We start from the raw sequence: 24,063 nt of genomic DNA, 5'->3' as shown, positions 1-24,063 counted from the left end.
TTGAATTATTTTACTGTTGTAAGATTTGGTGCTCGTGCAATCAAAATGGCGCCTGATGGAAGTTTATTTTCCCGCCAAAGCCCGTATTTTTTGAGAAATGTCCAATTGCTACCCGTGCCGTCATGGTCTTTCGTGAACATGGTCACGCCGCACGAGCCAGCGCTTGGGTGGCTATATGGTGTTTGCGCGATGGCCACCGCATCGCCAACTGGCGTGTACTGATCAGTGAAATACACCGCAGTAAACCAGTTGTAACGCGCTTCGTTGCGAGTAGTAGTCCCATCCCAATTATTGCCCTCTTGGTAGTAATTGCCAGCAGCAATGGCTGCTACTCCACCCACACGCGAAATTGCTACGGAAACGGCTTGCGGGTAAGAGACCCCTTTTACCAAATTAGGTTGGCCAACGGCATATGGAAATAACAACTCGTCATCGGTACTTAAATAGCTCGATGCATTCACCGCATTGATTTTGATACCGTACAGCGAAGAACCGGTGCGTGGCAGCATAGAGATGGGCGAGTAAACCGCAACGCGCACAGGGCAAGCCGTCTTTACCATGTAAACTTCACACACTGCATCCTTCCATGTCTTCGCGATGACTTGCGTCGAGCTATTGCCCCCCAAATTCGTGCCATATCCCGATGGGTCTGCTAATTGCACAGTCACAATACACTCAGGATTTGGCAGAGCCACACGGAAAAAACGCGGTCTGATGGTCGCGTCGTTGGTGCTGTAAGAGCCAGTTACTGGAAAGTTTTGCACATAAGTCTTGTGAAGCACATACAGCTTAGAAGTGTCCTCCAAAAAATGCCTGATTGTTGAGCCAGCCACATCAATGCCGTAAGTCATACATTGTTCTCCAAGCCTAAAACAAACAGCCGTTCCAGTGCCACATATTTGCTGATTGCTATAGATGTCATATGCCCGTTTGTATACGCTGGCTCAACACCAACTTGATGCAATTGCAATTGATTGTCTGGCGTGTAATCGACCACATACATGCCCACACTGGTCTTATCAATCTTGGTTGCACTGGTCTGGGCAATGCGCGCCATGTCCACAAATTGGCCAACTGACACACGCAAGCATTGGTTTTGAAACGCTACGGTATCTTCGGCAACTGTCGGCACAAAGCTGGCCGCTGCTGCCACATCCACCCACTCCACTTGACTGAGGGATGCGGGGCTGCTGCTGTAGTCCACATTAACTGCTGTTTGCGGCGCCACAGCACTGGTGAAAATGGTGAAACCCACACCAAAATTCGATGTGTTCAACACCTCCACTCCATCGGCCATGCGCATGCTTAATCCATATTCACTCATGCAATTTTCCCTATGGTTACGCGCAATGCACCAGTCTCATCGTAGATTTTGATGCTGTCATTGGTCAGAATCAGCCCTTTTGTACCTGTGGCATTCTCACGTATGGTTACTTTCCCACTTGAATCCACAATAAAGCGATTACCAATGTTCAATTGCCCGCCGTTGATAATTGGCGCTTCAATTTGTTGATATGCCTTAATGTTTCTACCGAGAATTGTACCGTCGGCAATTAAATTACCGTTTAGTGCAAGCATATTCACACCGTTGACTGGAGCCAAACTCAGCATTGGCTTGACTGTGCCATTGTTCGGGTCTGCTATCATGAACTTGTTGCCAAGTATCAAAAATTCAGCATCACCTGTTTGACCATCAACACCGATTGCAAGACCGGCCACTGCTTTGCGGGCACCATGCGCCTCAACTTTGATGGTGTAAGTTGCCTGTACTTTGTTTTCAAAGGTAATGTCTTCAAAGCGGTAGCCAGTAACCAACGAGTAACCAGTCGTACTATTGTGGTTTGCGAAAAAGCCTGGGCGGCCACGAAAATCATTGACCTGCTCTGCTTTTATCGTAAATTCACGATAAACCCAACTAGCACCAATGCCTGTCAATGCGAACCCTTGATAGCCTGTTGATTTGCCCGTGTGCTTGATATTAAAACCGTACACGCCATCGCCACCGGCATTGTAAAACCATGCCCCAAACCGGTACGTATGGCCCGCTTCAAAAACCACATCCGATGTTGAGTAAATGTAGTTCGTACCAACTGGGCCGCGGTATGCGAATTGAGATGGTGGACTACCTCCAATGCTACTGATAAATCGGGCATCAATATTGTCGTTGTAATGACTTGTCCAAAGCGCAGGGCTTTTAAAGTCTCCACCGGCAACCATGCCGCCCGTCACATTAATACCGTCAATTTTTGCACTCAATGTCGTATTCATCGATGCAATCGAACTGTTTTGTGTGGTCACCGTAGATTGCAGCGCGGTAATGCTTGCTTCTGTACTGGAAACGCGCGTTGCCACTGGCCCCACTGCTGCCGCGTCTGCCGCCTCCCATTTTGATTTCAAAGCAGTCTCAGCCAATGCTGCTACTTCGGTTTTGTTTGCCTTGGTTGACTGAATCGATGTAATGCTTGATTCAGCAGTTCCCAAACGTGATTTGGCGCTGTTAATCTCAGCCGTTTGAGCTGAATCAACAGCGGCTTGTGTTGATTTGAAACTGTTCAAATCAGCAGTTACCGCCGCTTTGGCAGCATCGGCTTTGGCTTGAGCCGCCGCACTGGTTTCTTGCTCCTCCCATGTACCCCATGTTGAGTCGGTTGTTGGCCGACGGATATAGGTTTTATTCATGCCGCGAGGGTAGGCGGTTTGAACGATGTGCTGCCAGTTCGTCTGGGGGTTATCAGTGATTAATACAACCCAATTGCTCGCCAATCCGACACCAATATCTGCACTGTTCTTGAACTCTTTTGAAGTTTTGCGTGGGTAATTGGTCACGTACCAGCTTGGTGGATTGTCAACACCTCGTGTATCCTTATAATCTGCATTGAGTATCAAACTGTTCAAATTACTGATTTGTGTTGCAGTAGTTGATTCATTGTTACTCACTGCAGTTTGCAATGCTGTAATGTTGCTTTCAGCCGTACTTACACGAGTGTTTACCGGTGCCACTGCTGTGTTGATGTCCCCTTTCCAAATGCTTTGTAAGCCAGTTTGCGCCAATGACACCACTTCCGACTTATTGGCTTTGGTCGATTGAATCGATGTGATGCTTGCCTCAGCAGTTCCCAAACGTGATTTGGCGCTGTCAATTTCACTGGTTTGACTTGCATCTTTGGTTGCTTGAGCAGATTTAAAATTCTCCAAATCTGCTGAAACTGCTGCCGCTGCCGCCGCTGCCACTTCTGTTATAGACACTTTTGCAGTAGCAGAATAACCATAACTGACACGCAAATAGCGGGCATTCGTCGGCGCAGTAAATGTTTTGCTCCCTGTAATTGATGCAGTCAAAGCGCCTGAGATGTAAGCCTTACTTTCAGTGAACCACACTACTCGAACATTGGCATTTGTACCTGTAGTGCGAAAAATATACGGTACAGCCTCATAAACTGGCATAAAGTGCGTTAATCGGTGACCAGATGCCGCCGTTACAACACCTGTATTTTCATTAATAAGCTCATTAGTCACCTGTGTGGTGTCTATCATGTCCGAATTGAGATTATCAATTTTGGCACTTAAGCGCGTATCAACTTCGGTAATTGCAGAAGTGTTGCTCGCTACTGTTGTTTGTATGCCGTTGATGGCGGCAGTGTTATTGCCTGATTGCGATAATGCGGCCTGTATGTCGGTTGTTTGAGCCGCGTCTTTCGTCGCTTGTGTGCTTTGGAATGTGGTCAAAGTCGATGATACATTTGCCAAGTCTGCATTGGTTTTGAGTATGTCAGTAACATCTTCAAAACGGTAATCATCGACGACCGCAACCCCTGCCGTACTGTTGTGATTAATGTAAAAGCCGGGATTGATAGACGCGTCACCAAAATCGGCGCCATCCATCACCAATTCATAATACTGTTTGGCTCCAACAGTCATGGTTACTGACTTAGAGGCATATGTCGATTTGGTCAATTGATAATAATTGAAACCACAAGTGCCTGTAGTACCTGTTAATGACACCCACATCCTGAAACGATACTTGCGTCCTGAAACCACGGTCACAGCGGTATTGCTGTAGTTGTAGCACAAGCCTTTGCCGTTTGCGTCTTTGTACACATCTGCAAAGTCCATGCGGAACGCTTTAGGTGCTGATGGTGCATCAGTCGCATCACTGACAAAATGGCGGGCAATGTTTGCAACGGCACCGTAATGGCTACGCCACATCGCCGCATCACCCATATTGCCACCAGCAATCAGGTTTTGACCTTGGCCAAACGTTGATTTCAGCGCATTGATTTGGGTCGTGGTGGCACTTTGGTTGTTGGTAACTGTCGATTGCAAATCTGTAATCGATGCTTGGGCACCATCCACACGCGCGGCCAATGTTTGGCGTGCGGTCGCTTCAGCAGTATCGCCGGCGATGCGTGCATTGGTTTCCGTCTGCAAACCTGCAGCAGTAGCACCCTGAGCAGCAGTCACAGTGCTGATTTGCGTGGCCTGAGTCGCATTGACCGTTTCTGTGACGGTGATTCGCGTGCCCAGTTGCGTGGCCGTAGCCAGTAAATTATCAGCGGCCTGTTGTGCGGCCTGTTGCACCTCATTGGTTCGTGCAATGGCCTCAGCATTGAGCGCATTTGCACGCGCTGTGGCTTCGGCCAAATCGTTGGCCGCACGGGTTTGTGCCTCGGTCTGTAAGGCATTGGCTTGTGCAAGCACATCAGCAATGCGCGCCTGTGTTTCAGCATACACAGCAGAATCAATATTGCCCTGCCATTGGTCTACCAAGTCTTGATGCAGTTGGGTTCCGGTGATTTGGCCCTCAATTTGTTTCAAAATCAAACTTGGGTCATCGTCGCACTTACCTAAAACGGAAGCAGTAAACGCCCCAGCACGGCCATTGGTATCAACCAAACGCACCCAAAAATAGAACGCTTCTTCCAACGCCACATTGTCCAGCGTGTATTGTGACTGCGGATGTGGCAGCGTGGCCAATTTGCTCGCAAGTTCAATGTTGTCCTCAATGCCGTACCAAACCTCGGTATACACAGTGGCCACAACCGTTTCAGGCAAAGTCCAGCCCAAACCGATGGCAAACAATTTAGGCGTGGCTTTCAGGCCTGTCACTGTGTAATTGATGCTGAATGCTTTGGTCACAGGATCGGACAGCACCCCAGCTGCGTTGCGTGCGCGAATTTCGACCACATAATCACCATCGGGCAGATTTTGCAGACGCAATTCGGGTGTCTTGGCGTCAGGTGTGTGGCTGTATAGCTTCGCATTGCGATACACTTTGATGTCGTATGACACCGCCCCATCGCCGCCTAAGCCCTCCCATTTCACCACCACATCTCCGCCATCGGTAGACACGTCAGGATTGGCAACAGTCGGGGTTTCTTTTTGCACGGTTACAGGGAAGTTTGCCCAAGTGTCGACCACGCCGTATTTGGTCGGATCGTGGCGTAAAGCTTCGATGGTATAAGTACCGTCTTCACTGTTCTCGGTGATGCTGATACAACGGTAAAGTCTGGACGCAACTTGGGTGTGAATCACAAACGTGTTTTCAGGCTCAAGCAGCAACGCATCTTCAAGACGCAACTCGGTTGGGCTGATTTGCTCGACCACTTTTGAAGTCTGCGTGCCATCGATACCGTCGAAATATACCGAAGCGCCTATAGCCACGTTCTCAATTGGGCGGTCAAGTGTGATGCGGTCAACATCGGCAGCCACCAAGCGGCCTGAAAATGGCACGCCGGCATAATCGTTATCGGCCACTTGCACCACGTCATAAGGCAAGTGTTTCAGCCCCTCGCGGCCTATGGTGAAGCTGACAGCGCCTTGTTGGCGCAGCTCGGTCTGCAACAACCATGCACCAAATCGCACCGCTTGACCACGCCGTGAGCAGCCAAAAGCCGTCACTTGTTTGATGTTCAGTCCAAACTGCTTAATCGCCTCATCATCCGAAACATATTCAGTCTTTTGGCGAAAATTGTCGGTTTCATCCAAATAAGTCACTTGCACAGCAGTGTGTATGGCCTTGGCTGAAGCAAATGAGTATGAAAATTGGCCATTGACCACGTTCGCATTGGTATACACCGCCACCGGTTCGCTGTGCTTATCGACAGTCACAGTAAGCTGTTCACCATTCCACAGCACAAAGCCCGTGAACATGGATGCGATTGACGACAAAACCTCGCCAGCTTCGCGCTGGTCGCTGATGTTGGCATTGCACACACAGCGCGGCTCTTTGCCGCCCATGCCATCATCGACCAGTTCATCACACCATTGGGCCACGCTGTACAAAGTCCATTTGTCGATATCGGCATAGCCCAAATTGGTCGCAATGGTGCTGTAGCGGTCATTGGTCACCAAATCGTACACAATCCAAGCAGGGTTATCAGTCCAACCTGTTTTGAAGCTGCCATCCCACAAGCCAGTGTATTTGCGAGTGATTGGGTCATAATTGGTCGGAATCAACAAGTCATTCTTACCCTTGAGCAAGAAATTTCGAGTCGGATTGTTGCTACCAAATTGGTCAGAATCAATTTTCAAAGCCGAAATGGCGGTATTTGGGTATGACAGCTTGGCATTGATGGTCTCAACGTAAGACGCAAAAAAAGTATTGTTACTGATTTTGTCGCTTGTGCTGTCTGCCGTGATACGCGACACGCGTACATTAAACGGTGCTTCAGGCAATTCGGTGAAAACAACATCTTGGTAATACGCGCCACTGCCTTTTTCGTTGAATGTCACCGATTGGAACAGCGTAGTGCTATCGTTACGCACCAATTCAACGAGTAATTGCGTTTGTGCGGCCAAGGTGTCGCCATTGTCTTTGACCATCACATTGCGCTCGACACCCACAGTCACGCGTAGCGCATCAATCATAGAATCAGAAACGGTGCGCGTGATGGGGGTGGTTTTCTTGACCGCTGTGCCCACGTTTACCACACGTTCAGTCTTATCGAAGCCTGGTATATAGGTTTGGTCTGGCGTGCCGCGATTGAAATAACCGGTCACGCCCTTGAAATTGTATGTGCCATCACTGTTTTGAATCGGGGTATCACTCAAAAATACAGATTTCAACGGTGACTCATTACCATTGGCAAAGCCTTCAATTGGGCCCTCGCACAAAGCATCCACCACTCGCAACAACTGTGCACTCGATAGGGTATTGGGCGCCTCGTAAGGGGTGCGGCTGCCGCCACCTGATTTTTGACTGCTCATGCTCATACTTTCATTAATTTCGCGTTGTAATTGCGTGCAATCACGCTGTCATCGGTAAAATCGGTGTTGTAATACACGCCATTGGGTGCTTTGGCCGCTTGGCCTTGAATGAACACTTTTTGTATGTCGAGCGACACATCGACAGCTTCAGGGTCAACCATTACAGGGTCGTTTTGGGTGTCCACGCGGCGCGATTCTATGCCCTGCGAAATCACTCGGCTGCCGACATAGCCGGTTCCATAAAGCAGTGGAACCGGACTGCCTTGCGCGACGGTGTTGTCTACATTTGAAAACGAGGTATTGCGGCTGGCCTTTTCACCTCGGTCTTGGTTTGCATCCATGTTGGGCGTTTTGGTCAGGAGTTGCGCTACACCGCCCACCACCATCGCAAAACCCATCTTGACCATAAAGCCACCAACAGGTGCGGCCCACCCATAAGACAGACCTGAAAAAAAGTACCCCGCCACAATCAACACAGCGCCCGCAATCACCTGACCCCACTTACCCGCACCGGTTACTCGAGGCACAATGTGCAAAACCCCCCCGCCAGTTTGATTCATGTCGTCTTTCAGCGAGGCTTCGTTCATGTCTTGTTTCTGAAAACGCACTTGGTACATGCCCGCAGCAATGTGATCGCGCAAACCATCAATTTGCAGCATCAACGCCCGCAATGCCTCCGCCGGTGTTGCCGCGTACAAAGAAAAACGGCGCCCGAATTTGCTCAGGTCGCCGTAAAAATTGACTGTAATCATTTAAATCACCGATATATCGTTTTTGATGGCCTCCAACATTTCAGGCTGCCAGTCTTGATGTCGCCAAACCGAATGCGTCATGCGTTGCCAATACTTGCTGTACGGCTCCACGCGGCTTAAGTGGTCAAAAGCGTGGTGCAGCATCTCACCGCCACCCAAATACAAGGCCGCGTGATTGGCAATGCCATTTTGAGCAGTCAACACCACATCACCGGCCTGTAGGCCGGCGCGCACTCGAATAAAACCGCCATCGGGTAAATTCTGCTCGAATGAACCCGCCGCTGCATCGTCATCGATGTTGCTGCGTGGATGGTCCCGAAATTCAATGCCGCACAACATGAACGCATCGCGAATCAGCGTGAAGCAATCAGCCGCTCCATAGACAAACTGTCGACCACGCAACAGCGGTGCATAGCGAAATAGTTTCACCGCCCCGCCAGTAGCCAGCGCCCACGGTAATTCAGACTGGTTCTGCGCCTTGCGGTCAGCGCCGGATAGAAACGGCTCATTGCGTGGGTGACTGTGCACCACTGCGACAATATCGCCATCGATGCCTATCCAAGCATCAGCGGGTATTTCAAACGTGTCTTGCGGCAGTGTGGCGACATTTTCGCACGGGTGATACGACTGTTTGCGACCAGTCAAAACAACAAAGCCGCAACTCTCATTCGGTGCGGCTTCATTGGCGTGTTTCAATATGTCTGATTGGGTTTGTTTAGTCAGCTTCATTTCTAACTCTCAATAAATAGTTTTGCAGAGCAGAAATTAAGTCAGGTATTTTTTCATTTGAAATTTCTTCAATTGCCCAGTTTGGGTAATCATCTACATCATCCCTAATCTGCACTTTAATACCATTTTTATTTTTATAAATTTCGAAATCACTATAATTTGTTTCAAAAATTCTCTCCTGAGTGTCATTTGGTTTACTGCTTTGGGCACTTTTAAAGTCAGGATTCAAATTGATACTTTCACCTTTTTTAAAATTCAATTCTCCAATTACCAACCGCAATTTCCCTGTTTCATCATAAATACAAATTGCTTGTTTGCTTTTTGATATACCACTGCCACCTAAACTTGGCGTAATATTTGAAGTTTCCATTATTAGATTCCATTCAAAGAAAAAATATGAATACTGATATTTTTAATAACCGAATTACCTCAAACCAATTTGCTAAAGCTGTCACAAAGCAATTAGAAACCATAGATGATTTGAGTGCTTTTTTAGTTTTCCATCTTAGTTGCGAATACTTGATAGAATCATTCATATATAACGTATGTGGTATTGAAGAGTTCTTGTATAACCAATCTAAGAGAAAAAATATCATTATGTTTAATGCTAAGCTTGAAATTGCAGAAAATTTAGGCTTACCGATAGAACTTAAAAAAGCCATTGGAAAGTTCAATGCTCTAAGAAATAATATTTCTCATAGCTTAGAAGATGTTGATATTGAAAAATCAATCAATGAAGCAATAACTTTTCTAGATCAATACCCTAAAGAAAATAAACCCATCGCTGACTTTGAAGTTGAGATTGAACCTGAAACTACAAATTCTAAAAAAATTCTATTTAATAACTTACCAATGCCATTTAAATTATTAACATTAAACGCAATTATTTCCAAAAAGATGCTTTCTGCACTTGAGAATAAATAATTCAGAATTAACGCAAAACCTTATCTGCAGCAGGGAACCCGCCATACGGCAGCACAGCATTGATGCCAAAGCGCGCTTGGCACCCAAGTAAGCATTTGCTGCATTCGTCTTTGTCTGGGTCGTTGGTCGGCATGTCATAACGGTCTGCTACTGGTCGGCCTGTGTAGCCACAGCCCTCTCCGCGATACTGCCACGAACACACATCGGCCAACATGATGCGCGCTGGAATGATGGCTCCCTCGGTATCACTTGGCGCTGAAAGCGTGAATACTGCAGCTTCAGTGGTCAGCGTGGTGACTTGTTCAAGCACATACTGACTGACAATTTCCTGTGTGCTATCGGCCATCGGATTGCCGGTGGCAAAATTCACCGCATCCAAAAATGTCGCGATTACCTCACGGCGTGTCACGCGTGCACCAGACAAAGAGCCGTATTGCTCAATCGCACCGGTGACCAAGCCCAACAGATTTGAAACCGTCAGCGTAGGACGATTGCTGGCGCCCTGCGTAGTCATTGCAAAGCCCGAGGCTTGGATTGGGTATGGCGTGTACTCTTTGCCCTGCCATACCACCGCAGCATCCAGCTCATTCACTTGGTTACAAAAGCGGTGCAACTGGCCGCCTTTACTGCGCAAGTCAATTTCCCACAGTTCTACCTTGGCATCTTGCTCAAGCTTAGACAGGGCTTGAATCATGTCTTCCGACAGGCCGCTCATTCTGCTGTTCATACTTCTTCAAACTCCCATTCTAGTTTCCAAACATGGTTGCCCATTTCCGTTAATGTGTGCGTTTTCACTCGCACATTCATCAAGCCGAACGGTGATTGCCAAGTAAATTTTCTGCCCTGCTTGGCATCAAAAAAGGCCACTATCTGACTGATAATGGCCTCTTTGTCGAAAAATGATACTTTCCATTTTCGTTTTTTTGGCTTGAGTGATTTGGCTTGCGTTTGCACATAGCCATCACCGAACTGTACCTCTCGCAATTGATATTCTGTTGAAATAGAGGCGCCGATTTCAACATCCCAAGTAAAATCAGGCATACTTATCCTTTTAATGTCTTATTTGAAGGAGAGCAAATGATTGGGCCGCCAGATAGAGAAACATATTCAGTATTCCCCTATAGAAAAGATTACGAAAATGGTCGTACAAATAATGGCGGGATTGATTTAACACTTGAGCCTAATCGAATTGATGAAATTCACGAATTTAATGGTACTCCAAAACTCAAACAAGCCATTTTAGAATTAAATACTGAAAATAATCTTTTCATGACCTTGGGCTTTTTGATTGGTAAAAGTGAATTTGAAAATGGAGCATTTTTTATAGGTTATTTGGAATTTTGTATTCGACCAAACTCAGACTCTTATTCATTTAAGCCGGAATTACTTGATGAATTGTTTTTGAGCTACATCTCTCAAGAATTTGGCGACACATATGTTCCGGCATATCAAAAGATAGATTGGGATTTGCGGACAACCAGTGTTCACGGCAGTAATCCAGTTCCGACATATTCAGTTTATTTCGTTCCATCTGAATTTGAAACACAGGTTGAGGTGCAGCTTGTACCATTAATTCGCTTTCTGCAAAGTGTTTCATAATATCCTCCTAAAAGCGCCATTATTCTGGCGCTCTTTATTCTTTATCGCCCCTTAATTGCGTTGCTAATCTTGCCATTGTGGCGCAATTCATTGTCTATTTTGACATTAATGCGCCCATCAATCGTACTGATTAACTGCTTATTGATGCCATCGGCAATGGCAGCGCCATCTTTTTCAGAATCACCACTGCTTTCAACCGTAATGTGATTGGTGATGTAGACGACAGGCTGGCCGGCCGCACCCGCGCCGGTTGTTTCAACACCAAGATTGCCCGATGATGTACGCTTCAAAGGCAGGATGGCTTCGGGGCCAGCTTCACCCATTACGCCCAACATGCCGCCCGATTTGAACATAGTCGGCTTGTCCACAACAGAGTTCGTAAATGTGCCGCCTTGGGCAAAGTAACGCACACCGCCTTGGCCAAATGCACCACCAGTTGCAAACAGAGAATCTAATGCTGTGGAACCAGCTCCCGCCGCCGCTGATGACCCACCATAGCCAAACAAACTACCTGCAATGCCCGCAATTGCTTTCTGCATTGCAATTTTTGCCAAATCTTGCAGAATTGAAACCGTTAAATCACGGAAATTCATCTTACCTGTTGCAACAAACTCAGCCAGTGCATCTGATGAACTTTGTAACCAGCCAGCCATGCCCTGATCTAACCGAGCTTGTACATCATTAGCGTCATCAATCCATTGCTTGGTGCTTCCCCAATTTTTTTCAAAATCAGTTTTCAAGGCATCCGGCTTTGATTCATTAAGTTTTGCTAATGCAAGAGTGTACTGCTCTGCATTAATCTTGCCCTCTTTAAATGCCTGTGTGAGCATATCCCAATCTTGATAGTAAGATTTGACTGCCTCACTTCCAGTAGCATCTTCAATCAATGCATTCATACGCTCTTGTTGCTCATTGACCTTAACAGCACTGTCATATTGCTCTGCCATTTGTTGCATCTGTTTGATGCGCTCAGGCTCAACAGATTCGTATTTACCAAGTTCAATCTCGGCATTCAGTTTTTGAAGTTCTGTTTCTTTGCCAAGCATAATCATGCGCTCTTGCATTGCGACATTGTATTCAAGTGCCAGGTCTTTTTCTTGCTCTGTCAGTTCTAGATAGTTTGACTTTGAAGCTTCTCCAACTTTGTTAATGGTCTTTTTGCCGATGACCTTAGTCACTTCACGACGCTGCCCTTGCTTGTCCCAAAATTCAATGTGCGCGTGTGGGCCAGTGCTGTCACCGGTGTTACCAGATTTCGCCACCACTTGTCCCGCTTGTACACGCTCACCCGCTTTTAAAAGTGCAGTGCTCAAGTGCGCATACATCGCTTTAGTGCCGTCATCATGCTTGATAGTGATGGTGTTACCATAGCCGCCACGACGTCCAACAGAATCAACCACACCTGAAGTCATGGCTTTTAAATCACTGCCAACCGGCATGGGTACATCTCGACCGGCGTGAAATTTCCATTTTTTTTGAATCGGATGAAAACGGTCTCCCATCGGACTGCCGGCAGTAAACTTATTGCTGTATGGACTCAAATAGGCAGCTTCAACTACTTTTGCTGCTTTTGCTTCACGCTCTTTTGCTCTTGCGGCCTTTTCCGCTTCTTTTGCTGCCTTTGCTTGCTCCCATCCTTGTTGGGCAATACTCTTATGAGTTTTATCGGCAAGTCCAGCTAATTGTTGCTGTGTTTTTGCGGCCTTATCACCAGCATTCGCCGCCTTTTCCCATGAATCTATTGCAGTGAACTCAAATTTCTTATTCATTGCAATAGACATTTCCTTTTTGGCCTCGTTGGCTGCCCCAGTTAAGGCATTTAACTCACTTTTGGCATTAGCAACAAAATCATCACTCTTTGCACCAAATGGATTAAGTGAGTCAGTCCAGGCGTTAAAGCGCGAGCCTTGCACCATCACATAAGCTATGGTTTTGCCCAAAGCATCAACAATTTGACCAGCTAAGCGTGCCACATCAATTACGCCGGCAATCGCATACCCCACCCCAATAAACCATTGCTTAAACGACCCGTCTTGTGCGAATTCATTTACATCTTGGTGCAATGTGTTTGTACCATCAGAGCTAAGTGTCATGTTATCAATAAACGAATTGATAATTGGGATGATTTCTTCGGCAAAATAATTGCGCATAATGATGATTGAATCTGACAACATGCTAATTTTATTATCCAATTCGGCAGCACTTGCAGCAGCATCATTGGACATAATCAAACCTGCATCTTGTGCACTTTCGGCCAATTCTTTCCAAGCCTTGCCATTATCTTGCAAAATTGGCAACAAACCTGTGGCATCGTTTGCAATGCGCTCCATGTGCGTGACCATCTCTGTTTGAGAAAGGCCAGCTTTTTCGAGCGTGGATACATACAATTGCAATGCTTGTGGGCCTGATAAATTGCGGAATTGCTCAGCAGTCACGCCAACTTTGGGTGCAATTTCTTCAAAAAACTGCTTTAATTCGCCGCCGCCCTCTGTTAGATAATCGCCAATTTTATCGTTAACGTCTTTGAATACATCACCAACCTTATCCATGTTGAACGTATCATTGACCTTTTTTGCAGCAAAGACAAAGCCTTGTAATTCCTCGGCAGTTGAGTTGCTTTGATATGCCATGGCTTGCATTTCTTTGCCAGTTTTGGCAATGAGTGTTGCCATGGTCGCAAAAGCGGCCACGTCAATCGCTGACTTACCAATGCCCGCGATTACGCCGGCAATAGTAGTCTTAGTGAGGCTTGACCAGTTCGAGTATGACTTGGCAACATCATCAACAGCGCCCTTGTGAGATTTCAGGCCGCTTTTAGCGCCATCGGCACTTTTACCAACATTAGTGGCGGACTTGGCTGCATCGTCGCCTTTTTTGTTCATTTCGGCCAAACTTTTATTGAGCGCCTCAGCATTGCGCTTTGCTTGCTCTGTGCTGATAACGACAGATAAGCGACTTTGTTGTTCTGACATTTCTTTCGCCCAATAAAAAGCGCCCGTTTGGGCGCATTTCAATCCTGGACGAAATTACAAACCTTCGTATTTTCTATCCAGTTCTTCTTGTTCAAAACTTGAGTCCTGTTGTTCTTGTTTCTCAGTTGCGGCTTTCAATACCCCAACATCGTAAACAGAGAAATTTGCATTCACATAGTGACCACATACATTCACAGGCTTATTTGTTTCAATGTCTAAATAAATTGATTCTGAGTATTTCGCTTCAATTTTTTCATCTTTATTGAAAGTTTCACTTTTTGTGATAATCGCAATTTGCTGTTTTTCATCACATGGGTTTGCGGCTTCTTCCCTAACAATTTCATCATTTTCGGGCAAGTATTTGTACTTGTGCTTAAACCCATCTACCAATGTTTTTAAATCACCATCATCAAAATCGTCTACCGCATCAATCCAATATAAATAATTATCATGATAATAAAGTGACACCTTCGCCAATTGAATTGAATTTGTGATATTCACTTTTTCGTAAGCACCAAAGCCACCGCCTTGGTAAGTGCCAAAGTCAGCACCAGTAACAAAAACAGGCGCTTTTTTGGTTTTCATCAATGCTTTCACTTGCTGTGAATTGCTACCAATCTTAATATCGCCAAGTCCTTTGATTTCATCTGCATGAGCAATCCCTGCAATCAGTAGCGCGACCAAAAAAATAAAGCGCATATCTCCCCCTTATTTTAAAAGGTAAAATATACACTCTATCTTTTGACCGCTTTCAACTCAAGATACAAATTATCCAAAGCATATATTGCCGCGTCGAACTCATGCCGTGTAACGCCAATTTCGCAGCTGTCACAATAAGCGGCAATGTCATGCAAGGATAAGGGGAGCATAACCCCTTGTTCATACCGCCTCCCCCTGACAAGAACATAAAATGCCTCAATAATTTGGCTTGCAACTTCACTGTACACTGGCTCGTCTGGCATCTTTTTATTCAAATACGCATAAATTTTACGCGTCTTCTCTGAATTACCAATTCTCGAATAATTGTACAGTTCTAAGACTTTTTTACCGCATCATCGCGTAATTGGTCTGCGTCGGCCTGAATTTCTGCCGCCTGCTTTAATACCCATTTGTACAAATCATAACCAATATCGGATGAGCGTAATAAGTCCACAGCACTGTCTTGACTGTAAGGGATTGGTTTGCCATCTTCGCTAGTAATACCGTCTTGGTCCCATCCCGCAATTAAGTAACGCCCTGCGGCTTCGGCCTGTAAGTCATACCATACAGTTGCATCCTCGCCGATGCCTTTCAGTGACAAGCCATCGCGAAATTGAACCGAGCCGGCACGTTCTAAAGCAACACGGTAAGGTTTGTAATCCAAACCCCGAATACTGAACTTCACCCCTTGGTATTCGCGCCAAGATTCAGGACGTTGCTCACCCTGTTTTTTGATTTGTAATGCCATATCAATCATCCATAAAAAATGCCGCTCTAGGCGGCGGGGAGTTGTAAATTTGTCAAAAGCGGCTGTAACTGACTTTGTAACATTTGTATTTCAGATTGATGTACAGGCTTTTCATCACGCCGTTTCCGCATGATTCTGGCAGCAAGGCTGGCAATAGCAAAGGATTGCTTCTCGGCCTCCAGTGCAATTACAAGTTTCTGCATCAAATCTGTGTTGAAATTATCAATTTGGCGTTGCATTTGGTTGAATGCCTCAATATAAGCAATCTTTACATCAAATGCCTTTTCGCCAGTAAAGCCCATCACAAGCAACATGAAACCATCTTTTGTCATTTGAAAGCCACGAATGTCACGATTTGCCACGCCAATTTTACGATTTTCCACGTAAGCCCAAAATTGGGCGCACGCAAATTCAGGGCGTTTCAATATCAATTCATCAATATCACGCAGGATGTGACGGTGTGATTTTCCAAATGCCTTGGCCACAAAATGACTATTCGTTAACAAGTCATTTCCTTTTGCAAAGATAGCCTCATTTGCAACAACAATTTGTTGATTCATATCTTTTCTCCATTCCGATAATTGGGTGGCAGCCCACGCAAAACCTCTATCGGAGAATTTTTAAGGTCCCACTACCCCATGCATAGGGCGGGCTGCCAAAAGAAAAACCCCGCTCAAATGAACGGGGCGTATGTGTTACATGCGTTTTCAGTTATCACGGAAATCGTAATAACTCAACTGTTACGGAAAACGTAATAGTTCAACCATCACGGAAATCATGACAGTTTAACCGTGGTCAAGATGACCATTGTTTAACTATGGTGGAAATCACCACGGTTCAGTCATGGTCAAAATGACCACAACTCACCATTAGGGCCAAATGCCCCAATGGGCAAGCCAAAACAAGCATGGTCCAGATATGGTGGAAATCACCACAACTGAATTACAAGTCGGCACAGCAGCAGCGCTTCACAGCGGATGCAAACGAAAAAACCCGCCTTGGGGGCGGGTCAATCTGAAAACTTTTCACTTATCTGCACGGAATCCACAGATTAGCAGTTTTTATACAAAAAAGACGGCACGCAGTCAAGCCTTACGGCTTAGGTACCCGCGTGATGTACGGCGATTCAACTTCGGCTTTGAAGTTGAATGTGATTTGCAACAGATCTGTACTTGAGCCACTTGGTAGTGAGCCTGTGACAGTCAGGCGCGGGATGGTCAGAATGTAATTGTTCTCGCCATCACCAAATGGAATTTCGAGCTTCAGCTTGCCATTGGTAAATTGCTTCTCATAAATTTCAGCCGCTTTATCACCAAATGCAGCGACAAACGAGCCGCTAATATCCACTTTGGTTTCGATTTGCTTACCAACAGCAAGACCATCACCAAGGCACTTTTGCACTTTCAGGTTATTGTTCAAATCAAACTTGAACGATGTCACGCACGCAATACCTTTAAGCGATGTGCCATCAAGCTCAATCTCACCCACGCCCACATTGGAAAATTCTTCTGCAGTAGATGCGGGGGTGATTGTTGCCGTTGGCGCTGCAGGGCTTTGGCTTCGGTCTAAGCCAGCAAAAGTCCATGTGCCTTTAATGCTTCCCTCTTCAGGGATTTCCAAGCCAAATTGCGACACATGCAACCCACGGAAATAGTGGTAACCACCAGCATCTTTAAAGCCACGCACAGCCGTGAAAGTCTGACGTGTTTCGCCAATTTGCAGTTTGTTTGCAACCCACTCGCCAAAAAAGGCTGCGGCCAATAAGTCGTCATAGGTGCCATAGGACATATTCGCGACAATATCACCCGACACGCTCATGGCAGTTACTTGACCACCGCTGCTCATGCGACTGTCGCGGATCGTGTCTGATTCGGTAATGTTGGTATTTGCATCAAGTGAAGTTGATACAAATGGCAAAGTGTTTAAGGTCAATGGCGTTGGCGTGGTGCCAGCCACCGTTTCTTTGGTAATGTAAAGTATCTGTTTTGCACCGCTAGACATGGGTGTTCTCCAATTAAAAACCGCCTCACGGGCGGCTTGTATTAAGGTTTGATGATGTAAGGCAAGGACACGTTGTATTGATACTGCCCATCACGCTCACCCACATCGATAATGCTGGCCGCATGCGTTTCGAGCCGGTCATAGTCATGCCAAGACAAATAGGCCGCCAGTTGACTCGCAAACTCGGACAATTCGCCCCATCCCGAACCTTTGGGCACAAACAATTGCACGACCATCGTGCCCGATTGCTTGGTGCGAGGGTTATCGCCAAATCCGGCAAATGCCCCAAACGCGCCGCTAAAGTTCACTCTGCCCCAAATTCCCTTTTCAGGACGAGCAAATGAGTCAGAATTCGGCGTGTCAAACACATCCACATCGATGAATGTGGCAGCAAAGAAATGCGCCAATAGCGCCTGTTGTGCTTCGTATGGGGTCATGAGTATTTCACCACTGCGGCATTGAATGCGGGGCCATACACGCCAGCAGAAGCTTGTTTTGAGTGCCCGTTCTCAAGTGCTTCGGCATATGGCACGTTGGTTTGAATGTAGATGCTGCGAAGTTTGCCCTTGTGTTTGACATTAACAGCGCGCCTTGCGAATTCAATCAATTGCTCAGGGCTTAAATCAATCATCATCGAGCCAGCCACTGTCACCGTATAATACGGCTCATTAACGCTAACAATATGACTTGCGCGAAAGCGGCCTGTATCAACTGGCGATGCCAAGATAATGTTGCGATAACAGGTCAATGCGAAGCCTCTTGCTGTGTTGTCGATGTCTTCTTCTATCACATCAGCGAATAACTCCGGCGGCATGCTCCATGCGCTCATAATCAAACCTTTCGCAGTTGAAGCGACCATGTGGCGGCCACTGGGTCTTGCCTCACATTAATCACTTTCATCTTTTGAGTACCGAACACCAATTCGTCATCCACTGCCGGTATAGCGCTACACTCGTTTTGCAAAATGATGGCCTTGGCATCAGTCGCCTGAATTTTCAGCATTTCAGCTTCATCACGCTTGTAACCGAGTGGATACACGGCGCGGCCAGAATATTCCAAGCGTTCTTTAAGCGTCTGTTTGCCCGTGATTTTGTTGAGTTCATAGGTTTCGCGAACGCAAGTAAAAGGCTTGGCGGCATCTGCCAAATCATCACTCATCGCAGCGGCGAGTTCTGTTTGAATTTCAGAGCGCATTAGATTTTCCAAATTAGTGAGACAAGGCTCTGTTTCATCACGAATGGCGCTATAAGGTCTAGAGCGATTTTAAGGCGCTGTGACGAACCCTTATCTGTTTGGCTATACTCGGTCTCAACTTCGACAGAATCAGCCTTGACGCGCTTGGAAACCACCCCTGTGGACGTGTCTTGATACAATTGGTCATCAACGGCCAATTGCACCAGTTCAATACCCGCCATCTTGACCGCATCAGGAACCGTTACAAAGCTTTGCAGATTTTGAGTGCTAAGCCACAGATTAGCCAACATCACTGCGCGCTCTTTTGGAACTGCTACAGATGCCCAATCACTACCAAGCACCGAATCAACATAGGTCACTGTGATGTAGGCTTCCATGATTAAGCGCCCTGTTTTGCCAAGTTTAAAAGATCATCTTTTGATGCGTTTGCAGGGAATTCAATACCAGCAGTGGTCAAGTGTTCGCGCAGCTCTTTTACCGACAATGTAGACAAATCCACATTTTGAGGCTTAGCCTCGGTAAAAAGCACTTCGACACCGGCCGCTTTGTATGCTTCTGCAATGTGTGGGTAATCACCAATGACGGCCACTTTACTGCCTTCAGGCAATGTTTCAGGGTTTTGAAAGTAGTCAGCATTGCGATACTGGCCTGTAATGCCATCCGCTTCAATTCCGTTTTTCGTGTAAACCAAATCCATGTTTTGCTCCTTAGGTACAAAATTGGCGCACCTTAATCAGATGCGCCGCTGTTTGTTGGCTTATGGGCCAGTGTTAATCAATACGCCAGCAGTGTTTTTATCACTCGTCGCGTATTTCACCCAACTTGCCGCCGCTCCAATGGTTGCCAAATTAGGATTGGCACCCGCAGCTTGTTTGTACGAATAGCCAAGTACATCAATGTTAAATGTACCTTCACCGCGAATGCCGATACCCAAGTTTTCTTTGTCGTTGACTGGATAGCCACGGAATGCCGGCAATTGAGAATTGGTAATTTGTACTGCACCCGCTTGCAGACCGAAAATTGAATCTGTTTTTACTTGGTCAGATACCAACACTGGTTTGCCCATCGTGCCAGGTGTGCCGCCATAGATCACTTGGTCAATTTCACCGAACAGCTTTTCACCGATGGCATCATCCACCAAATCGAAGTAAGTGGCCGAATCCATTACCCACAAGCCAATGCGACCGAACTTGTCGCCAAACGTGCGCATGCCTTTGGTCAAGACTTTCTTGCCGTGAGTTGCAAAGGTAGCGCTGACCTGCATGGCTGCATTGGTGCCAATTGCACCCACCAAGGCAGCAGAAGCATGTGAGAAGTAATAAGCCATCAACGCATCGGCATAGTCTTGACCAACCACTTGAGAAAATTCTTCAACAGTTCGCGCACGGCGCTTCATTGCTTCTTCAGTGGTTTCGTAAGGGCCATACTTGAACGGCACTTTCACGCCGACCATTTCGCCCATTGCGATTTTCTTCGCCACTGCATCGGCATCAGAGTTGACGTCACGATGTTCGACAGCGCCACCAATTTTGTAGAATGAGCGCTGACGGAAATCGCCCTCGATGTTTTCATCCGATAACAAAATAGCGCCATTTGCGGCCGTATTGAATACATCCAAGTTGTCTTGGAGGCGTTCCAAATAGGCTGTTTGCGCCAAATCGTTGTAGATGATTACATCACTGTTTAAAGTTGTAGCCATTTAAAGCCCTTTCATTATTTCGGCAGTGCTAAATAAGCAGCACGGCCATGTTTTTGTGTATATTCGTGAACTTGCTCAGCGCTCATTTGCGAACGCTTCAAGCTGCCGCCACTCGCACCATCGCTGCCACGCGCGCCACCACCTTGGGCAGATGGGAAAAAGTACGGCTTCGTTTCTTTCATGTTGCTTACCCAGTCATGCGCCGTCATCGGCGTTTTACCGTCGGCAGCATATTGTGGTTGGCCATCAGCCCCAATTAATAAGGCTTGGCCTTGGTCATTGAGCGCAAACATGCCTTTGGATAAGGCGGCAATGTCATCAATTGCATTGGGCAACACGCCCGCAGCGGCAGCGGCCTGTGCCACATGCCCATTGATGACGGTCTGTTCCAAGTTTTGGGCTTTTTGTTGATATTTCTGCGTTTCGGCCTGTGCAATCTTCAAATTCTTATCGAAATCAGACTGCATTCGGTCAACACGGCGGTTTACCACTTCATCAACATTGCCCGCCGCAATCAGTTTGGCTTCTTCATCGTTTTCAAAGCGTTTCAGCATATTGCGAGTTGCTTCGGGGTCTATGCCATCGAATTGCTTGAGCTGCTCCTTGAGCTGCTTTTGTGCATTCAACAATTCATCACGTTTTGATTTGAGGCCAGACGTTTGGGCTTCGATTGCGGCCTGTAATTCTTCTTCCGTGTAGGTCTTGGCATTGCCTTGACCGCCACTGCCACTATCGCCGCCGTCGCTTCCAGATTCGTTGCGGAAGCCATACTTCATCCATTGATTGCGAAATTTCATGCTAAAACTCCTTGAGTTGCCGCCTAGCGGACTTAAATAAAAAAAGACAGCCTTGAGCTGTCTTCTATGTTTAAAAATTTAATGCGGGAGAATCCCGCTTTTTAATGCAATTGCCGTACACCAGTTTCGTATGCTTCGCGCCCATCTGCCGCGTTATGCACCCAAACCGCCTCCGTCTCAGTCGGGTTGCACCAGCACTCTGGCGATTCCTCGTGCTCTTTCAAGTCCTCAATGGGTATAACGTGCCATATCTTCATGCTGCGGCCTTTCTGAACACCTCGGGATACAGTTCGCGCATCCGTTCGAGCGTAATCGGTTGAAAACTGCGGTCAAGCTGCATGCTCGCAAACTGTTGCGCTGTAATGCCGCCATCGCGCAATAACTTCCCGCGAGTAGGCCCAAGCACCTCATCTTGAAACTCTACTGATTGGGTCAGCAGCCAGTCGTAATACTTCATGCCACTTGGCACTTGGCCGTTCATACTTGCCCGCGTACTTACATCCTTGCCCTTGCCCGCGTATTTTTCGTTTATGACCGGCACTGTGGTTGTTCGACAGCGCAAATGGAATGGAGGTCGTGGCCCCTCATAGATTTTGAACCGCATTCCGTCCATTGAGCGACATGTTGCAGACGTTTTACCGTCCAGTGTGGCGACCATCTCGACTTCATCGACAATATCGTCATTAGCCACCCAAACAGCTTGGCGTGCTTGCGCGTGTACATGCTGTACTGACGTGCGAACAATGTCCTCTGCTTGCTTGCGTGTTATCTGCAAGATACCGTCTTTGTACTTATGTGCCCTGGTGCCAATGATTTGCTGAATCATTTGCTGATTTGTTAAGCCTTGACTCACCCCTTGGCGGATGACTGAGACAACACGGTCTTGTTCGCGCTGGTTCACTTCGGCAAAGTATGATGTGAGCAAACCATCACCACTGATACCGCGCGCGGCCAGAGGGTTGTTTTCCATTGCGTTGTGAATTTTGGCCTCGCTGGGCTTTATCGGCACCACGCCGACAATTGCAAGGTTGTGCACCTCGAAGTCGGCCTGTTGGTCAGCAATCGCCAGTAAATTGGTTTCGAGTGATTCAATCATGCCTCCCAACACCGCTTTGACTTCGCCGCGCACTTCCGACAATAGCCGCTTCAATTCAGAACGGGGTAATTCAACCAATTCGTCACCGCTGAGCATGGCCTTGATGCGCTTATCCAACACAGCCAGCATCATCAAAATGGCGCCTACTTGGTCTTCTTTGACACCTTCGAGCAAGACGGCATTACGAATCGTCTGTTCGTTTATTTGCGCCTGTATTGACATATGAAGCCCCGTTCTCAATCATGCCCCGATAGTCATCAATGGTTGTTTCGGGGTCTATCATCTTGGTTTTGATTGCGTATGCATACACAGCATCAAGCGGCAGTGTTTCTGCGTTCACAGCATTGTTGAGCGCAGTCAACATTTGCGGATCAGCTACGGTTTGGTTGAACTCAGCATCAACCGTAAACAAGATTTTGTTTGCCAACGCCTCAGTGACGCCAGCCATATCAGCCGCGTAACGTGTGCCTTGCTGAATCATCAACGCCGAATTGGTCACCACCGATTGTAAACTGGCCTGTTGGTCGGACTGTCGGGCATTGCGCGCATCGCCTGACTCTACGCCGCCGATGTCGATGGTTTTGGCACCGACCTCAGCCGCCGCGTTCTTTTTGTCCATGATGGCTTGGCGCTTGGCCTCAATGCCATTGCCTGTAATCTCGACAAATTTGAAATCTGCACCGACGGGCAAAGTAATTACCGCTTGTGGCCCAATGTACTTGATTTCGGGATTAATCTCTTTGCCATCTTTGTAGGTTGTCTGCATTCCCGTTACAACCGGCTGCGCATGTGCGGTAAGGTGCAACTCTTGGTGATAGTCAGCGCTGGTCATATACGCCTTGGCAGCGGCCTGCGCCACCCCCAACAACGGTGATTCGTTGATGTTTATCGAGTTAACCAGTGCACCACCCACCACCACCGGTATGTAGGTCAATGGCACCCCGCCACGGCCTTTAAGCCATACCTCGCTATCGGGCACCAGTTTTTCGTCCTTGTCATAAACCGATACCTTACATTGACCATCAATCAGTTCATACACGCGAAATTGCTTCACTGTTTCGTGTGCAAATCTGTCTGTGCTGTTCGGGTTGTTTACCGATTCCTCAAACACTGCCAAAACCAAATCACGGCGCCCATCTACAATCTCGGTGTCCCAATTGATAAACGATTCTGCTGAATAAGTTGCAAAATATGGCTTGCTGCTACTGTCCATATCCACGACGAGCACAACACGGCCAACAGAATACAACTCATCAGCGTTTCGCAGCCAAAGCTGGTCTAAGCCAAAGCCGTCGCATGTTGCGTTGGTCAGTAAATGTTCCAGCGACTTCGGCAACTCGGTAATGACCGGATTCAGTTTGGACACCAAGCCTATGGCAGTTCGACGTGTCTCGCGTGTCCACTCAGGATAATCAGCGCGCATCTTGTAAGAGTCATACAGCGCTTTGGTAATGGTTGCACTTACACTTTTGTCTGATTCAATTGCGCGCATGCCTGACGATTTCGGCAGATACTTATCGCCTAGACTCTTGATATGGTCCTCGCCCTTAAGCGCGTCACGAACCTTTTCCCATTGCGGCTGAGCGGCTTCATATTGCTTGTGTTTTGAAGATACTGGCATAGTCTTTTACTCAATAAAAAACCGCC

Annotated in this window: 24 protein-coding genes; 2 read left to right on the top strand and 22 right to left on the bottom strand. The window is 47.0% G+C overall.

Annotated features, from left to right (window positions below):
* Nucleotides 1–5: 5 nt before the first annotated feature.
* From BN3003_RS11670 to BN3003_RS11645, 6 genes are read right to left on the bottom strand one after another with little or no spacing between them, the layout of a single operon-like run.
* Nucleotides 6–851: a hypothetical protein gene (locus BN3003_RS11670; protein WP_058356847.1), complete on the bottom strand. Its 846-nt coding sequence runs from the start codon at nt 849–851 to the stop codon at nt 6–8.
* Nucleotides 848–1,324 (bottom strand): hypothetical protein, encoded by a 477-nt coding sequence (locus tag BN3003_RS11665; protein WP_147645421.1) that lies wholly within the window; start codon nt 1,322–1,324, stop codon nt 848–850. Before BN3003_RS11665 ends, BN3003_RS11670 begins: the two co-directional genes overlap by 4 nt.
* Nucleotides 1,321–7,206, bottom strand: coding sequence for a TipJ family phage tail tip protein (gpJ, locus tag BN3003_RS11660; RefSeq protein WP_058356845.1), 5,886 nt, complete (start codon nt 7,204–7,206; stop codon nt 1,321–1,323). The genes BN3003_RS11665 and gpJ overlap by 4 nt, the downstream gene beginning before the upstream one ends.
* Nucleotides 7,207–7,208: 2 nt before the next feature.
* Nucleotides 7,209–7,958, bottom strand: coding sequence for a tail assembly protein (locus tag BN3003_RS11655; RefSeq protein WP_058356844.1), 750 nt, complete (start codon nt 7,956–7,958; stop codon nt 7,209–7,211).
* On the bottom strand, nt 7,959–8,687 hold the full coding sequence (locus tag BN3003_RS11650; protein ID WP_058356843.1) for a C40 family peptidase: 729 nt from the start codon (nt 8,685–8,687) through the stop codon (nt 7,959–7,961). It abuts the gene before it with no gap.
* Complete coding sequence (locus tag BN3003_RS11645) at nt 8,674–9,057, bottom strand: hypothetical protein (RefSeq protein ID WP_058356842.1); 384 nt, start codon at nt 9,055–9,057, stop codon at nt 8,674–8,676. Before BN3003_RS11645 ends, BN3003_RS11650 begins: the two co-directional genes overlap by 14 nt.
* A gap of 26 nt (nt 9,058–9,083) precedes the next feature.
* On the opposite strand from BN3003_RS11645, the gene BN3003_RS11640 reads away from it, so the two are divergent.
* Entirely contained in the window at nt 9,084–9,611 is a 528-nt protein-coding gene (locus tag BN3003_RS11640; protein WP_058356841.1) for a hypothetical protein, read from the top strand.
* 7 nt (nt 9,612–9,618) lie between these two features.
* On the opposite strand, the gene BN3003_RS11635 is transcribed toward BN3003_RS11640, so the two are convergent.
* Together BN3003_RS11635 and BN3003_RS11630 are read right to left on the bottom strand one after the other, a co-directional pair.
* Nucleotides 9,619–10,338, bottom strand: coding sequence for a phage minor tail protein L (locus BN3003_RS11635; RefSeq protein ID WP_058356840.1), 720 nt, complete (start codon nt 10,336–10,338; stop codon nt 9,619–9,621).
* A complete protein-coding gene (locus BN3003_RS11630) occupies nt 10,335–10,652 on the bottom strand; it encodes a phage tail protein (RefSeq protein WP_058356839.1) in 318 nt (105 codons plus the stop codon). The genes BN3003_RS11635 and BN3003_RS11630 overlap by 4 nt, the downstream gene beginning before the upstream one ends.
* A gap of 36 nt (nt 10,653–10,688) precedes the next feature.
* Between BN3003_RS11630 and BN3003_RS11625 the strand changes: the two genes are divergently transcribed.
* Entirely contained in the window at nt 10,689–11,210 is a 522-nt protein-coding gene (locus BN3003_RS11625) for a hypothetical protein (RefSeq protein WP_058356838.1), read from the top strand.
* Nucleotides 11,211–11,251: 41 nt separating this feature from the next.
* Here the strand turns inward: BN3003_RS11625 and BN3003_RS11620 are convergent, their stop codons facing one another.
* The 14 genes from BN3003_RS11620 to BN3003_RS11550 form a co-directional block, all read right to left on the bottom strand.
* Complete coding sequence (locus tag BN3003_RS11620; protein WP_147645420.1) at nt 11,252–14,182, bottom strand: peptidoglycan DD-metalloendopeptidase family protein; 2,931 nt, start codon at nt 14,180–14,182, stop codon at nt 11,252–11,254.
* A 54-nt stretch (nt 14,183–14,236) separates the two neighbouring features.
* The gene (locus tag BN3003_RS11615) at nt 14,237–14,881 is read right to left on the bottom strand and encodes a hypothetical protein (protein ID WP_058356836.1); all 645 of its coding nucleotides are present in this window, start codon (nt 14,879–14,881) and stop codon (nt 14,237–14,239) included.
* A 334-nt stretch (nt 14,882–15,215) separates the two neighbouring features.
* On the bottom strand, nt 15,216–15,629 hold the full coding sequence (locus tag BN3003_RS11605) for a hypothetical protein (protein WP_058356834.1): 414 nt from the start codon (nt 15,627–15,629) through the stop codon (nt 15,216–15,218).
* 26 nt (nt 15,630–15,655) lie between these two features.
* Nucleotides 15,656–16,189 carry a Rha family transcriptional regulator gene (locus BN3003_RS11600; RefSeq protein ID WP_058356833.1) on the bottom strand — a complete coding sequence of 178 codons (534 nt, stop codon included), beginning with the start codon at nt 16,187–16,189 and terminating at the stop codon, nt 15,656–15,658.
* Between the two features lie 532 nt (nt 16,190–16,721).
* Entirely contained in the window at nt 16,722–17,630 is a 909-nt protein-coding gene (locus tag BN3003_RS11595; RefSeq protein WP_058356832.1) for a phage tail tube protein, read from the bottom strand.
* A 41-nt stretch (nt 17,631–17,671) separates the two neighbouring features.
* Complete coding sequence (locus BN3003_RS11590) at nt 17,672–18,067, bottom strand: phage tail terminator-like protein (protein ID WP_058356831.1); 396 nt, start codon at nt 18,065–18,067, stop codon at nt 17,672–17,674.
* Nucleotides 18,064–18,459 (bottom strand): hypothetical protein, encoded by a 396-nt coding sequence (locus BN3003_RS11585; protein ID WP_058356830.1) that lies wholly within the window; start codon nt 18,457–18,459, stop codon nt 18,064–18,066. Before BN3003_RS11585 ends, BN3003_RS11590 begins: the two co-directional genes overlap by 4 nt.
* A 2-nt stretch (nt 18,460–18,461) precedes the next feature.
* Nucleotides 18,462–18,824, bottom strand: a complete 363-nt coding sequence (locus BN3003_RS11580) for a hypothetical protein (protein ID WP_058356829.1) — start codon at nt 18,822–18,824, stop codon at nt 18,462–18,464.
* Nucleotides 18,824–19,201, bottom strand: coding sequence for a hypothetical protein (locus BN3003_RS11575; protein ID WP_058356828.1), 378 nt, complete (start codon nt 19,199–19,201; stop codon nt 18,824–18,826). Before BN3003_RS11575 ends, BN3003_RS11580 begins: the two co-directional genes overlap by 1 nt.
* A 2-nt stretch (nt 19,202–19,203) precedes the next feature.
* Nucleotides 19,204–19,521, bottom strand: a complete 318-nt coding sequence (locus BN3003_RS11570; RefSeq protein WP_058356827.1) for a HeH/LEM domain-containing protein — start codon at nt 19,519–19,521, stop codon at nt 19,204–19,206.
* A 60-nt stretch (nt 19,522–19,581) separates the two neighbouring features.
* The gene (locus tag BN3003_RS11565; protein WP_058356826.1) at nt 19,582–20,523 is read right to left on the bottom strand and encodes a major capsid protein; all 942 of its coding nucleotides are present in this window, start codon (nt 20,521–20,523) and stop codon (nt 19,582–19,584) included.
* Nucleotides 20,524–20,537: 14 nt separating this feature from the next.
* On the bottom strand, nt 20,538–21,320 hold the full coding sequence (locus tag BN3003_RS11560) for a hypothetical protein (RefSeq protein WP_058356825.1): 783 nt from the start codon (nt 21,318–21,320) through the stop codon (nt 20,538–20,540).
* 253 nt (nt 21,321–21,573) lie between these two features.
* A complete protein-coding gene (locus BN3003_RS11555) occupies nt 21,574–22,638 on the bottom strand; it encodes a minor capsid protein (RefSeq protein WP_058356824.1) in 1,065 nt (354 codons plus the stop codon).
* Nucleotides 22,598–24,037: a DUF4055 domain-containing protein gene (locus BN3003_RS11550; protein WP_082625649.1), complete on the bottom strand. Its 1,440-nt coding sequence runs from the start codon at nt 24,035–24,037 to the stop codon at nt 22,598–22,600. Before BN3003_RS11550 ends, BN3003_RS11555 begins: the two co-directional genes overlap by 41 nt.
* Nucleotides 24,038–24,063: the final 26 nt, after the last annotated feature.

Origin of the sequence: Vitreoscilla massiliensis, from assembly GCF_001457815.1 — a bacterium.
GTDB lineage: Bacteria > Pseudomonadota > Gammaproteobacteria > Burkholderiales > Neisseriaceae > Vitreoscilla > Vitreoscilla massiliensis.
The sequence above is the reverse complement of the archived record's forward strand: the minus strand, read 5'-3'. Positions and strand labels throughout refer to the sequence as shown.

What these genes read in the sequence shown, in the direction of transcription:
- BN3003_RS11635 (WP_058356840.1), bottom strand. Translation starts at nt 10,338, where the DNA reads ATGAACAGCAGAATGAGCGGCCTGTCGGAAGACATGATTCAAGCCCTG.
- BN3003_RS11620 (WP_147645420.1), bottom strand. Translation starts at nt 14,182, where the DNA reads ATGTCAGAACAACAAAGTCGCTTATCTGTCGTTATCAGCACAGAGCAA.
- BN3003_RS11550 (WP_082625649.1), bottom strand. Translation starts at nt 24,037, where the DNA reads ATGCCAGTATCTTCAAAACACAAGCAATATGAAGCCGCTCAGCCGCAA.
- BN3003_RS11595 (WP_058356832.1), bottom strand. Translation starts at nt 17,630, where the DNA reads ATGTCTAGCGGTGCAAAACAGATACTTTACATTACCAAAGAAACGGTG.
- BN3003_RS11575 (WP_058356828.1), bottom strand. Translation starts at nt 19,201, where the DNA reads ATGGAAGCCTACATCACAGTGACCTATGTTGATTCGGTGCTTGGTAGT.
- BN3003_RS11565 (WP_058356826.1), bottom strand. Translation starts at nt 20,523, where the DNA reads ATGGCTACAACTTTAAACAGTGATGTAATCATCTACAACGATTTGGCG.
- BN3003_RS11570 (WP_058356827.1), bottom strand. Translation starts at nt 19,521, where the DNA reads ATGGATTTGGTTTACACGAAAAACGGAATTGAAGCGGATGGCATTACA.
- BN3003_RS11605 (WP_058356834.1), bottom strand. Translation starts at nt 15,629, where the DNA reads ATGGCATTACAAATCAAAAAACAGGGTGAGCAACGTCCTGAATCTTGG.
- BN3003_RS11560 (WP_058356825.1), bottom strand. Translation starts at nt 21,320, where the DNA reads ATGAAATTTCGCAATCAATGGATGAAGTATGGCTTCCGCAACGAATCT.
- BN3003_RS11615 (WP_058356836.1), bottom strand. Translation starts at nt 14,881, where the DNA reads ATGCGCTTTATTTTTTTGGTCGCGCTACTGATTGCAGGGATTGCTCAT.
- BN3003_RS11650 (WP_058356843.1), bottom strand. Translation starts at nt 8,687, where the DNA reads ATGAAGCTGACTAAACAAACCCAATCAGACATATTGAAACACGCCAAT.
- BN3003_RS11580 (WP_058356829.1), bottom strand. Translation starts at nt 18,824, where the DNA reads ATGCGCTCTGAAATTCAAACAGAACTCGCCGCTGCGATGAGTGATGAT.
- BN3003_RS11590 (WP_058356831.1), bottom strand. Translation starts at nt 18,067, where the DNA reads ATGACCCCATACGAAGCACAACAGGCGCTATTGGCGCATTTCTTTGCT.
- BN3003_RS11625 (WP_058356838.1), top strand. Translation starts at nt 10,689, where the DNA reads ATGATTGGGCCGCCAGATAGAGAAACATATTCAGTATTCCCCTATAGA.
- BN3003_RS11630 (WP_058356839.1), bottom strand. Translation starts at nt 10,652, where the DNA reads ATGCCTGATTTTACTTGGGATGTTGAAATCGGCGCCTCTATTTCAACA.
- BN3003_RS11585 (WP_058356830.1), bottom strand. Translation starts at nt 18,459, where the DNA reads ATGAGCGCATGGAGCATGCCGCCGGAGTTATTCGCTGATGTGATAGAA.
- BN3003_RS11640 (WP_058356841.1), top strand. Translation starts at nt 9,084, where the DNA reads ATGAATACTGATATTTTTAATAACCGAATTACCTCAAACCAATTTGCT.
- BN3003_RS11665 (WP_147645421.1), bottom strand. Translation starts at nt 1,324, where the DNA reads ATGAGTGAATATGGATTAAGCATGCGCATGGCCGATGGAGTGGAGGTG.
- BN3003_RS11555 (WP_058356824.1), bottom strand. Translation starts at nt 22,638, where the DNA reads ATGTCAATACAGGCGCAAATAAACGAACAGACGATTCGTAATGCCGTC.
- BN3003_RS11670 (WP_058356847.1), bottom strand. Translation starts at nt 851, where the DNA reads ATGACTTACGGCATTGATGTGGCTGGCTCAACAATCAGGCATTTTTTG.
- BN3003_RS11600 (WP_058356833.1), bottom strand. Translation starts at nt 16,189, where the DNA reads ATGAATCAACAAATTGTTGTTGCAAATGAGGCTATCTTTGCAAAAGGA.
- gpJ (WP_058356845.1), bottom strand. Translation starts at nt 7,206, where the DNA reads ATGAGCAGTCAAAAATCAGGTGGCGGCAGCCGCACCCCTTACGAGGCG.
- BN3003_RS11645 (WP_058356842.1), bottom strand. Translation starts at nt 9,057, where the DNA reads ATGGAAACTTCAAATATTACGCCAAGTTTAGGTGGCAGTGGTATATCA.
- BN3003_RS11655 (WP_058356844.1), bottom strand. Translation starts at nt 7,958, where the DNA reads ATGATTACAGTCAATTTTTACGGCGACCTGAGCAAATTCGGGCGCCGT.